The organism is Niallia sp. FSL W8-0951, from assembly GCF_038006525.1.
GTDB classification, from domain to species: domain Bacteria; phylum Bacillota; class Bacilli; order Bacillales; family Cytobacillaceae; genus Niallia; species Niallia circulans.
On sequence record NZ_JBBOVK010000002.1, the window covers coordinates 104,469 to 116,852 of the forward strand.

The following is a 12,384-nucleotide window of genomic DNA, read 5'->3' on the forward strand; positions in this document are numbered from 1 at the left end:
ATTGTCTTTTTACGGTGCCTGACACCCACTTTACAATTGCTCTATCAATCTTTCTATATCCGCCTTCAATACTTCCTTTTTATCAGCAGGTAATTTTTCCTTTTTATCGTTATGAAGCAGCTTGATCATATCTTGCAGAAATTTAATCGCTTGATCGTTTTTTCCTTTCTCTAGGTGTTTTTGGGATTGCTTTAATTTATTGCTTAAGCTCTTATAAAGACTATCCTTTAATTCACCTGATTCCTTGTACATATCGAGTAATGTTTGAATGGACGTATGATCTACTTGATACGGTCTAACTAAGAAATGATCAAACTTGGTATTATTATAATTGGACCTTACCCCTACTTTCCCTTGCGTAAAGGCAGTACGGCTATTGTCCGTAAAATTAATCTTTGGTGTCGCCATATCATCCACATATACTTTAATTGTTGTCCCAATCACTTCAATTTTCATATGATGCCAAGCAGCTTGTGGGTCTGTGATCGAGGCACCATCAAGATACACCCAATTATAATTTTGCTTTCCAAGATGGACGCCGTCTTCATTTATATAGGCCACATATCCTTGCATAAAATCAGCATTATTTTGGCTATACTCAATTCCGTTTGCTGGATTATTTACTCGGAAAATGACTCCTCCGTCTCCGGATCCTTCAGCCACTTTAACATCTGCTTCAATAATGTAATCCTTCCACTCTTTTTCACCGATAACTGATTTTGCAAAGGTTTCGCTACTTGCATTGTACTCGCCTATTATTTGTGGCTCTGGTACTTCGATTTCCTCTAGGAATTCAAAATAATAGAAGTCAAATTCGCCTTTTACTATTTCTACTTTAATCGTATGCTGTCCTGCTGGTAAGGAAACATTTTTCTTAATAACGCTTTGCCAATTATTCCAATCGCCAGTGCTAGGGACATCAATAACACCTGTCAAATCAATCGAATCATCAAGCCATAATCGGATTTGACTATCTTTAAATGTTGTAGCTACGTTTATGGCTAAATCATAGCTGCCTTCTTCTGCGATATCGACATTATACTTCAGCCATTCTCCTGTTTGATTCCAGCCAACATTGTAGCCACCTTCCGGATTCACACGGATATCGACTGCATCCTGGCGATACTCTCCCCCAATATTTTCAATGGTGTTGTCGTGATAGGCAACACCTTCACCACCAGTAATATAATCTGCCGCCATTATTCTGCCTGGCAGCTTTTTATACTGATCAAATTGGTGGAACATAAATTTCGAAAGCTCAAAGCCACCTTCTACAGCAACTACTTTTAACGTATGCTGCCCTGCTGGCAATGTTATATCCTCTAGTGATACAGTCTTCCAACTGTCCACGCTGCCCGTTTTCGGCAGATTAATTTCTCCCGTTAAATCTAGCTTATCATCTAACAGAAGCTTTACTTTCGATCCATCCTTTACAGAGGAAACAAATAAATCAAGACCATAACTTCCTTCTTCTAAAATATTCACATCATATGTTAACCATTCATCCGTCTCAATCGAGGTAACTGCATAATCCCCTGCGGTAGTTTTTCGAATGTCCACATCGTCATTACGGTACTGTCCCCCACTATTTCCTTCCGACTTATCATAATAAGCTACATTTTGCCCACCGTTGTTATAGTCTTCCGCTTCAATGAGCCCAGGTAGCGACCGATGAACATCAAATGAAGACAATTCCATTTTCGTAAAGTCAAATTCCCCTTCTACGAATTCTAGTTTCAAAGTATGATTTCCCTTAGGCAACGTAATTCCATTTTTAATGGCAGCCTGCCAATTGTTCCAGCCGCCAGTAGCAGGAACATCAAATACGCCGGTTAAATCTATTTTATCATCTAACCATAGACGCGCCTTTGCACTTGTAAAAGTTGTTGCAGCATAAAGCTTAAGATTGTATGTGCCAGCTTCTTGAACATTTACATTGTATTTCAGCCATTCACCAGTCTGATTCCACCCAACAGCATAGCCGCCGCCTTCTGGATTGGTTCGGATATCTACTGAATCTCTTCTAAATACTCCACCAATATTTTCTGGTGTCGTATCATGATAGGCAACTCCTTCCCCACCAGTATTGTAATAGGCTGCATTTATTACCCCAGGAACCTGTTTATACTCATCGAAATCAATATTTTGCTCTTCAAAAGGACCAACTTTCCATGTCCCCTCGACTTCATCCCATCCTTCAGCATCCCCATCATTAAAATCGTCATATAATACATCAACTGCTTTATAGCCTTGTACTTTAAAGCTTGAAAAATCAAACGAACCCTTTACCACTTCAATCGTTAGCGTATGCTTTCCTTTTGGTAGTTTCAGCTTTTCGATCGAGAACATTCTCCAATCCGTTGATTGCGGAATACTTACATCCCCCGTTATATCCGACTTTCCATCTAACAAGATCCTTATCTTGGCATCTTTGGAGGATTCGCCAACTCGTAAATCCAGATTATATAAGCCTTCTTCGGCAATATTCACATTATATTTCAGCCATTCGCCTTTTTCATTTGATTCAATATAATAACTGCCGTCAGAATCGTCAGCAATATCTACATAATCTTGGCGGTAGGCATTAACTGCTTCTTTCCTTGTTTTATCATGATAGCCGATACCTTCACCTCCAGCATTATAATGAACAGCCTCAATTGTCCCCGGTAAAGGCTTGTACGCATCAAAGACATTGCTGCCGTCAACTTTATTTCTAAAAGCTGTATAGGCAAATGCTCCATGTACATCTGATGTGGCATAGCCGATGCTGCCAGCCCCAATGTTTCGAACTTCTCGTGTTTGCTTTTGCATGCCATCAACATAGATTCTAAATGTATCTCCCGACCTTTCTACTCTCAATTGATGTAGCTTTGTGTAATCATAGCCTTCTGGCAGATCTGCATACTCCCAGCCTTGTTCCTCACCATCCACAACAAAATTAGTTTCCAATCGATTATGCTTCGAGCTTAGGACAGCTGTTCCGTAGTTCTTTTCATCCTTATAGGAGAAAACTACACCAAGTCGCGGATTTTCACTCTCCCCTTTTTCTACCATTTTCAGATTGAATTCTGCCGTATATTCCTTATCTGTAGATGTCTTACTCACTTGTCGTGACCATTTTGCATCACCCAATTTCTTCTGTTCCAGCCAATTAGAAGTATCTTTCGTGATACTCCATTTCCCTCCATTTACATTTTTCCAATCTGCTCCAAGTTCGGTTCGATTAAAACGATCACTAAAATCCGGTAAAGCAGGATCAGACTGTTCAGAAGTTGTCGGCCCTAACACGAGCATTTTCTCGCCATTCCATGCAATGCGGTCGAAGTTTATGTTACGCCCTGGGTTCGCATGACTATGATAGACGATATAGTCGGAATCAAGGTCTGGTCCTCGCACAACTGTGTTATGACCTAAACCTACATTTTCCCCTTCTGTGTTTAGTAAAAGTGGGTTCTGTTCTTTATTCGTTGTAAAACCAACATTAGGAGAATCACTTACTCCATAGTCAATACGGTATGCTTTATTCCAAATATGGTTCCCTGTATAAGTCATATAGTATTTGCCATGTCTTTTCAGTACGGTTGCCCCTTCTGTCCAGCCATTCATTTTTGCACCTGTATCCGTTGCCTTGCCAAATTCTGTCGGCGTTGGCATAGAGCGTGCATCTATTCTATTTGATCCTGTACTATAAAAATACCATTTGCCGTCATCATCAATAAAAACATGTCCATCAATCCCCATCCCAAGGTTATCGGTTTGTTTTTTAAAAGGACCAAGAGGGCTTGAACTTTTATAGACATAATGCCCATTTCCACCTGGAGATGTATACATATAGAAATCGCCATTCCAGTAAACAACTTCCGGGGCATAAGCAGCCTTCGTAGTAGGTTCTTCTGTAACAAGACCAGCATATGTCCAATTCATTAAATCTTCCGATGTCCACGCCTTCACACCGCTTTTATCATCTACGGTACTAACATAGAGATAATAAATACCATTATGCTTTAGGATATATGGATCCCCTTCTCCATAATACTCCCCGCTATCCCATGTCCAAGATTCTGGTAAATCCATCGGGTTACTGTAGGCCAATGCTGCATACGGTAAAGATAGCCATAAACTCATACACAGTAAGACTTTTACTAACTTCTTCAGGATAATCCCCTCCCCATATTTGTTGAACTACCATCTATATAAAAAGGGCATACCTGATCAGTTATAAGTTGATTTTGTACACCCTGAATACCTATATTCTAGTAAAATACTGTTCTGTTAAATTTTGTTGGATTAATGTAATCTACTATTACCATCTCATTGTTTAGAAATCATATAGAAGAGAGGAAAACGATTCATCTAAAAATTATCTACTTAATGTTGCTCTTTTAAAATAAAAGCGCTTACAAACATCTTATATTATCCTCATTCGTAAAAATATACTAAATTTAGTATATAATATACCTTTTATACTTTTTTGATGGAAAAGTCCTACTTATTAGAAGAAAAAGGAAAGAACTGCAAGTGGAAAAAAGGTGAGGAGGATATTTTCCCAACAAAAAAACTACCATAGTCAGGTAGCATTCTTACTTTCTATTTTCTTCGGCAATCACTACATTTACTGGGATAAATATTCGTTTTGGTTCGTATTCTCCAGCCATTTGCTGCATTAATAACTTCACCGCATCCTTGCTGCACTGCTGGATATCCTGCTGAACAAAGGTAATCCCTTCTATTCCAGGAAAATCAAAAGTAACCAACTCTATTTGACGCAAGGACTCTTTTTGAACTTCTAAAATAGCACGATGCGCATACTGTGCCAATTCCGCATTCATCGTAAATAGGCAAGCTAGCTTCGGGTTTTCTAATAAAAATTGTTTAATTATTGCAGGCGTTTCCTGAACGGAGATTTTATCAAATGGCAGTGTTAGCCAAAGGTTTTTATCAATTGTAATTTCTTTTCTAAAAAAAGCTTGTTCAAATCCTTTTGCTCTTTCTTCCGTAACCGTGTTTGTTATTAAGGGAGAGATAAGTCCAATCTGTTCATATCCTTTATCCAACAAATAAGAAATAGCCGCAAACGCCCCTTGAGTATTTTCGGAACTGACACTATAGGTAGAAATATTTTTCATATATCGATCAATCAATACGAGGGGAAACTTGTCTAGTGACAGTCGAAGAACCGCTTCATTATACATTTCCTTTTCTGCCGGAAAAATAATAATTCCTTCCACACCTATCACACGAAATGTCTCAATAGCTTCCGCTTCTTTTAGTTGTGATTCTCTAGAAATCTTAATGACTAAGTTATACCCTTGCTCCGTCACATATTGTTCAAGAAAATTGACAAAATCCTGCTCCACCTTTGTCTTCATCGTTGGAATAATTAATCCAATCAACCCACTTGAAGTTTGGTTTCTTGCTATTGAACCTGTTAAACTACTTTCAATAACAAACGTCCCTTTCCCCTTAATCCGCTCCACAATTCCTTGATCCGCTAAGCCAGCCAACGCATTCTTGGTAGTAATCTGGCTTACATGAAATTCATCCATCAAATCCTTCTCAGAAGGAACCCTGTCTCCTACTCTCCATTTCCCGTCCTTTATCCGCTCTATTATCTTATTTTGAATCTGCTGATATAATGGTTCGTTTTTGATTGTACTCATCCTCCAGCCGTTTTTGTGTATAACTAATGGAAAATATATATCTACTATACTAAGTTTGGCGTGAAAGATGAAGGGGGAGGGTCATTCTTTTGGGTCTCTAAAAAAATTCCCCAATAAGTCGATATTAAGGTATAGAAAAATATTTCCAATAGAAAGAGGTAGATCATGTTTTTAGATTTTCTATTTAAAAATAAAAAGAAAAATACAATTAAAAAGTCGGAAGAAACTCCAAGTAACATAAAAAATAGAAACAACTCCACAACCAAAATAGAAATCAACCAATCTGCTGTTAGAAAAGGTGAACTCGGCGAATACAAAATTGATATTCAACTATCCCAGCTACCTAAAGATTATATGTATTTAAATGATTTATTCATTAAAAATCCTAAATCATCAACAGGGTATTCTCAGATTGACCACGTTATCATAACCCCTTATGGTTTATTCGTCATCGAAACGAAGAATTATCAAGGAACTATTTATGGAGGAAAAGATAGAAAAACTTGGTTAATTAATGGTAAGTTCAAAATGATGAATCCTTTAATGCAGAATTATGGTCATATTCAAGCCCTCAAAAGTTTTATAGAAGCAAAATATCATCCATACTTTATTTCAGTAGTTTCCTTTACAAAGAGATGCACATTTAAAATAGAGGAAGAATTGCGTAAGATTAGTTCTACTGAATTGGTCATTTACGATGTTGAATTAACTCAGTTTATTAATAGAAAAGTTGCTGTTCTTAAATTACAATACCCAAACCCCCTTTTTCTAAAAAGTGAAATGGAGATGATCTACAATTCACTTGTGAATGCTAATATTACAGACGCAGCAATTAGAAAGCAACATATAGATATTATCGAAGAAAAGAAGAACATCACTGACAAAAAAGAAAAGGAAAATAAATGTATAGTCTGTCAGAAAGCTGTATCAGATAAAGTAAAATCATTCTGTTTATCTAATAAGAAGTTCCAAGGAAAAATTTATTGTTATGAGCATCAAAAAAGTTTGTAAAACAGAAGTTAATATCCATTTAGATAATAGAAACATAAATCTTAATGGATAATTAAGTGAAAAAAGGAATATATGGAACTTGCTGATAAAACAAGCTTAAAAAAAAAATCCTATTTTTATAGATTTTTCAGTATTTTTTCTTTCTTCACTTGTCATTCTTTTAAAAAATAATCTAACAATTCCTTTGCGAAAAATTCTTACTCTATAAATAACCTCTATTAATAAAATTCTAAATAGACAAAGAATATTCTTGGATTAAACGAAAAACTATACCAAAATCACTAATAAGGAGGGTTTTCATTTTTAATCGTTTTCCTGTTTTTCAAATAGAGAGAGTGAGTTGGGGGTTAAGGGGCTTCCCCCTATTCCCCACACCTGATTCATCTGGCCACTGGTAATCCCTTGATCAATTAATTCAGCCATAAACAACGAAATGATGACTTCCATAGCAATTTCACCAAGTAAAAATATAGGTTTTTGAAAATTTCAGCGAACATGCTTATAGTTTATAGTCTCTGTATACCTTGAAATTGCTTATTTGCCCATGCAGCATAAGAAGGGTGTGTCTGAAGTAATTCTTCATGTTTTCCAACTCCTGTAACATGTCCATACTCAAATACAATAATTTGATCCGCATGTACAACTGTCGATAATCTATGTGCAATTACAATGGTTGTACGATCTTGCATCAAATAATGCAGTGCCTTTTGGACTTCATGTTCTGAGTCACTGTCCAAGCTAGCGGTTGCTTCATCTAACAGCAAAATATCCGGTTGTCGCAACAAAGCACGAGCAATAGCTATACGCTGGCGTTGTCCGCCTGATAGCTGAATTCCTCTTTCTCCTACCTCTGTTTCATACTTTCTTGGTAAAGCGTCAATGAAATCATGGGCATATGCAAGTCGGGCTACATTCATCATCTCCAACTCACTCACTTCGTCTTCTCGCCCATAGATAATATTTTCTCGGATTGTACCTGATATAAGAGAGCTTTCTTGAGACACATAACCAATTTTTTTGCGCCAATCATGGAGTGAAAAAGAGTCGATTGGCGTATCACCCCAATATATGTTTCCAGTTTCCGGATCATAAAATCTCTCAATAAGCGAAAAAATGGTTGTTTTTCCGCTTCCGCTAGGACCAACAAAAGCAGTTACTTTACGATCTGGTATCGTAAAAGAAGCATTTAGCAAGATTTGCTTATCTCTTTCATAACCAAAGCAAACCTTGCGAAACTCTAAGATGTTATGCTTGTCCGGCATCACATCCTTTTTGTTGTCAGCTTCGAGAGGCTGTTCCAAGATAAGCCTTAGCCTCTCTGTCGATCCCATTACTTTTTTTAAATTCGAAAAAAATGCTCCAAACTGTTCAACAGGCATCATAATTTGAAACAAAAGTAAGATATATGCTACAAGTTTCCCTGCAGTAAGAGCTCCCGAAGAAACACGCACTCCGCCATAACCGATAATTACAACTAGTAGCACAATCATAATTAATGTCATCAATGGCATCAGTACTGCATTAACCCGAGCTTCTTTCATTTCCGATTGAAATAAATCATCCATGTTAGCTTCACCGTTTTTTAATTCTTTTCTCTCCGAGTTAGAAGCCTTAACCAGTCTCATTTCCCCAATGATTTGGGACAGCGTCGAGGATAGTGCTGCCAAATGTTCCTGTAAACGCACGGAATTTTCATACATCTTATTCCCCATCGGCATCATTACAGCTAAACTAATAGGTAATACCAACATAATGATTAACGTCATTTGCCAATCTAAATAAAATAACATGGCCACTGCACCAATAACTGTAATCAAGTTGGAAATAAAGTTGATGAAGTGATCGGTAATGAGTGATTTAATCTCATTTGTATCGTTTGCGATGCGACTCATAAGATCCGCAGAGCGGTAGCGATCAAAGAAACTCATCTGTAAATGAAGCATCTTTTCCCAAAGCTGTTTACGCAATTGATTGACCATTCTATTTCCGACATAAGCTAACAGATAGTATGAGAATCCACTTGATACGGCTTGCAAAATAAAGATAAAGACAAGCTGTATAATCGTAGTGGCATTTATTAATTCCAAACGAAATTGGTCAATTATTTTTCCAGTAGCTATCGGAACAATCAACCCCACAAATGAACTGATAATACTTAAAATAAGGGCTATGCTTAGAACCAGCTTGGGAACTTCTGTAGAAAATAAAAGCTTCGCTAAATAGCGTAGACCGGTTTTATTTAAAGAGTTGTCACGATCGCGAATATTTGTAAATTTCTCTTGATTGCTCATAATTACTCCTTACTATATTTTTTTAAATTTTATACTTGATACCATTAAATAGGAAAAAGCAAATAATGAAATTACCGATATAAGTGTTAAATTAATCGTGCTTGGTGCAATCACTGAGTAAATGGACAGAATAAAACCTGCCACGGTTATTGGAATTCCACGAAAGATACCCTCAAACTCTTTGATATTAAATCGTGCTAATCTATATGAACCGCTGACGACGTATAACAATAGAGCAACTATACCTACAAGTCTCAGCATGCCAAGATCATCAAAGTTAAATTTAAAATAAACAAGTAAAGCTGGAGCAATCCCAAAGGAAACCAAATCGGACAAGGAATCCAATTCTTTACCGAATTCACTGCAAACATCTAATCGTCTAGCGATTCTTCCATCGTATCGATCTATAAATGCTGCAATAATAATATATATGGCACTTGCGAAGTAATTTTGATTAATAACCTCGACAATTGAAAGTACCCCAAATGACAAATTTACAAAGGTAAGCAGATTGGGAATATTCTTTATAAACATAGGTTCTCCTCACTAATAATGAATTTTATTATGACTCCCATTTATTGATATTTGGTAATCTGGTTAAATCGTTTTCGCACTGTAATCTACCCTTTCCTGTTTGCTTATGATATATAAGATTATGGGAGATTTCTTAAGATGGGGGGTTCATAATTCTTAAGAATTCTTAAGTCGCTTAGTATTTACATTTTATGGGTAGCTAATTTAACAACTTGTTAGTACAACTGAATGATAAATGGAAAAGGAGCATTGATATGAAAGAAATAATAAAAGCAGACCATCAACCAGTCTGCTTTTATTGATTATATAATTGTTAATGCCAGGATGCTGATAAACCATGACCTCGAACGCTCCATTTGCAATCTTAACCAGATCGCCGTCCTGTTGCTTCACCACGGTTCTGTCCCTTATGGATTTATTTTCTCAATTGTTTTTCTTCTGCACCTTTTTCATCATGGATCTATATATCTACTTTGAAGCTATATACACTACATTTATCAACAAGTATAGAACAAATAAGAATAAGGCTACCAAGAACACACCATTATTCTTTATAACAATCTCCTGATAATTCATTGAATATATCAACACATAGAGATAAAACATACAGAACATAAACACAGCTTCAATAAAAAAATAGTTTAACTCCTTATGTTGTTAGAGATTAATTTATTTAGATACAAATTCAAACCGCGGAGAGTGAAGCCCCATTCCCTCCTTGACTCGGAAACAACTGATTTTGGTTCCAGTGACAAGTTGGATGCCCCAGAATCATTCAAAAGTCTGTGCGGTTTTATTTAAAATGACAGGTAACGTTACCTGTAGCAAAAAAGTATCTTTTCGTACCGATACGTTCAACGTCCCGTTGTGCTTCTGTATTATTTTCTGGCAACTAACGAGCCCAATTTTGTTGCTATCTTCCTTTTCGGCTTCACGTAAAATTTTATTCTCGAACCTAAGATCGACCCATTGTTGTTTCAAGGAAACCTGAATAAGAATGGGATGCGTCGGATCGGCATACTTTCGAATATTTGAAAATATATTATCGAATACACGGCGTATAGCGACCAAATTGATTTCCAGTAAAAATTGCTCATCATATGGATCTGCTTGAACTTGAATATCTAAATTTTCCATAACCACCAGTTGCTCATCAATGAGTTGATCTATAAGCGCTCTGCCCTCATATAATTCAAATTCCACTTCCTCTTCTTCAGCGGCAGAGGACACCGTAAAATATTCGAATAGTTTGTCCGATAGCGCTTTGATTTGATAGGCCTTTTCCCGGCTATTATGGATATATTGCAGCAAATCCTCATGAGTCTTATACTTGTTAAGCTCGATGATATCCATATACCCCAGCAAAATTGTAAGTGGAGTGCGTAAATCGTGGGAAATTGCCGTGATCAATTCGCGATTGGCCATCCTCATCCTCTCCTCACTGCCGAGTCGCTCAGCAAATGATTTCCTCATCTCATCAATACTTTGGGCCAAAGAGGATAATTCATCCTTTCCAGAAACAGTAATTGAATAATCTAAATTTCCACCTTCAAGTATTTTGATCTCTTGTTCAAGTACTCCAATATAAGATGTTTTCTTATTAATTATCAGTAAGAAGGAGATAATGAATATAATGGCTGCTATGAAAATACCAATAAACAAAATGAGATTATAGTATTGATACTCATAAAGGCCTACCAAGTAGATCTGGGCATCTTGATCCGCAAAATGGACGGTAGTAGGTATTTCCGAAGGCGTAAATCGAGTTAGTAGCTCTTCGTTAATAGCAGGATCAACCTCTTTATTTGATGAGAAAATTAATTTCTCTTTTGCAAAAATATACAGATTCAAATATCGCTCATTATTTATCCATTCAGACAATTGCTCTCGATCACGTGTGGACACGTTTTTGCTATTCACAAACTCTTCGAATCGTTCAAGCGCGTCTTGCTGCCTATTTTCCATAAAAGCGGATTTGCTTAAATAACTATTTAACACTTTCTCGCCAACGACTTGTAAAATGCCGAAAACACTTAAAGAAATAGCTGAGGAAATTAATACTGCCAGAACGAGCTTGATCTTAAGTTTTTTCCCCATTAGTAATCTATTCAATTTTGTACCCCTTTCCCCAAACAGTCTTTACATATTTAGGGTTCTGCGGGTCATCTTCCAGCTTACTTCTCAAATTACGAATATGGACCATAACTGTGTTATTACAGGTATAAAAGTAGGGTTGCCCCCAAACACTTTCATATATGTTTTCTGCCGAAAACACCTTACGTCGTTTCTTAGCTAACAGCAGCAAAATCTGGTATTCAATTTCAGTCAAAGTGATTTCCTTCTCTCCAACAAATACAGTCTTTGCATCCTGGTAAATCGTAAGATCCTTAATGATAATATGCTCCGTTTCCTCAGTCTTCTCCTTGCCACGATAGACATAATATCTCCGCAGTAAAGCCTTCACTCTCGAAACAAGTTCTGTATAAGAAAAAGGTTTGGACAAAAAGTCATCACTGCCTGAAGAGAAGGCCAATTGTTTGTCCGAATCCTGCGTTTTCGCAGTAAGGAATAAGATCGGTGCGCTTGTTTTTTCACGAATCTCCAAACACGCCTTCAGCCCTGATTTATTGGGCATCATCATATCTAAAATAATAAGATCTGTCTCTTCATTTACTTTATTAATCGCATCTTGACCATCTATCGCTTCAATCACTTCATAATTCTCACTTTCTAACAAAATCCTTACAATTTCTCGGATTTCACTGTTATCATCAGCAATTAAGATTTGCTTGTTCATCTGATCACCTCGTCTAATATCAGTATAATAGTCGTTTTGTGCAACTACCAGTAAATACAGTCGACTTAAGAATTCTTCAGAAATTATGTAT

General features: G+C 36.8%; 9 protein-coding genes. 1 reads left to right on the forward strand and 8 read right to left on the reverse strand.

All coding sequences use genetic code 11. The annotated features are described in order from the left end of the window. Window positions 1-30: 30 nt before the first annotated feature. Window positions 31-4,125, reverse strand: a complete 4,095-nt coding sequence (locus tag NSS71_RS20500; RefSeq protein ID WP_341151993.1) for a carbohydrate-binding protein — start codon at window positions 4,123-4,125, stop codon at window positions 31-33. 455 nt (window positions 4,126-4,580) lie between these two features. After that, entirely contained in the window at window positions 4,581-5,660 is a 1,080-nt protein-coding gene (locus NSS71_RS20505) for a GntR family transcriptional regulator (protein ID WP_251688529.1), read from the reverse strand. A 165-nt stretch (window positions 5,661-5,825) separates the two neighbouring features. On the opposite strand from NSS71_RS20505, the gene NSS71_RS20510 reads away from it, so the two are divergent. Further along, entirely contained in the window at window positions 5,826-6,671 is an 846-nt protein-coding gene (locus NSS71_RS20510; protein WP_341151994.1) for a nuclease-related domain-containing protein, read from the forward strand. Between the two features lie 303 nt (window positions 6,672-6,974). Here the strand turns inward: NSS71_RS20510 and NSS71_RS20515 are convergent, their stop codons facing one another. The 6 genes from NSS71_RS20515 to NSS71_RS20540 form a co-directional block, all read right to left on the reverse strand. After that, window positions 6,975-7,118, reverse strand: coding sequence for an ABC transporter ATP-binding protein (locus NSS71_RS20515; protein ID WP_144546603.1), 144 nt, complete (start codon window positions 7,116-7,118; stop codon window positions 6,975-6,977). Window positions 7,119-7,177: 59 nt separating this feature from the next. Beyond that, window positions 7,178-8,962, reverse strand: a complete 1,785-nt coding sequence (locus tag NSS71_RS20520) for an ABC transporter ATP-binding protein (protein ID WP_341151995.1) — start codon at window positions 8,960-8,962, stop codon at window positions 7,178-7,180. 12 nt (window positions 8,963-8,974) lie between these two features. Then, on the reverse strand, window positions 8,975-9,496 hold the full coding sequence (gene pssA, locus NSS71_RS20525; protein ID WP_144581235.1) for a CDP-diacylglycerol--serine O-phosphatidyltransferase: 522 nt from the start codon (window positions 9,494-9,496) through the stop codon (window positions 8,975-8,977). Between the two features lie 204 nt (window positions 9,497-9,700). Beyond that, window positions 9,701-9,892, reverse strand: coding sequence for a hypothetical protein (locus tag NSS71_RS20530; RefSeq protein ID WP_156485493.1), 192 nt, complete (start codon window positions 9,890-9,892; stop codon window positions 9,701-9,703). 375 nt (window positions 9,893-10,267) lie between these two features. Continuing rightward, window positions 10,268-11,608 (reverse strand): HAMP domain-containing sensor histidine kinase, encoded by a 1,341-nt coding sequence (locus tag NSS71_RS20535; RefSeq protein ID WP_341151996.1) that lies wholly within the window; start codon window positions 11,606-11,608, stop codon window positions 10,268-10,270. Then, on the reverse strand, window positions 11,601-12,293 hold the full coding sequence (locus NSS71_RS20540; RefSeq protein ID WP_047943313.1) for a response regulator transcription factor: 693 nt from the start codon (window positions 12,291-12,293) through the stop codon (window positions 11,601-11,603). The genes NSS71_RS20535 and NSS71_RS20540 overlap by 8 nt, the downstream gene beginning before the upstream one ends. Between the last annotated feature and the right edge of the window lie 91 nt (window positions 12,294-12,384).

What these genes read in the sequence shown, in the direction of transcription:
- NSS71_RS20520 (WP_341151995.1), bottom strand. Translation starts at nt 8,962, where the DNA reads ATGAGCAATCAAGAGAAATTTACAAATATTCGCGATCGTGACAACTCT.
- NSS71_RS20500 (WP_341151993.1), bottom strand. Translation starts at nt 4,125, where the DNA reads ATGAGTTTATGGCTATCTTTACCGTATGCAGCATTGGCCTACAGTAAC.
- NSS71_RS20505 (WP_251688529.1), bottom strand. Translation starts at nt 5,660, where the DNA reads ATGAGTACAATCAAAAACGAACCATTATATCAGCAGATTCAAAATAAG.
- NSS71_RS20540 (WP_047943313.1), bottom strand. Translation starts at nt 12,293, where the DNA reads ATGAACAAGCAAATCTTAATTGCTGATGATAACAGTGAAATCCGAGAA.
- NSS71_RS20515 (WP_144546603.1), bottom strand. Translation starts at nt 7,118, where the DNA reads ATGGAAGTCATCATTTCGTTGTTTATGGCTGAATTAATTGATCAAGGG.
- pssA (WP_144581235.1), bottom strand. Translation starts at nt 9,496, where the DNA reads ATGTTTATAAAGAATATTCCCAATCTGCTTACCTTTGTAAATTTGTCA.
- NSS71_RS20510 (WP_341151994.1), top strand. Translation starts at nt 5,826, where the DNA reads ATGTTTTTAGATTTTCTATTTAAAAATAAAAAGAAAAATACAATTAAA.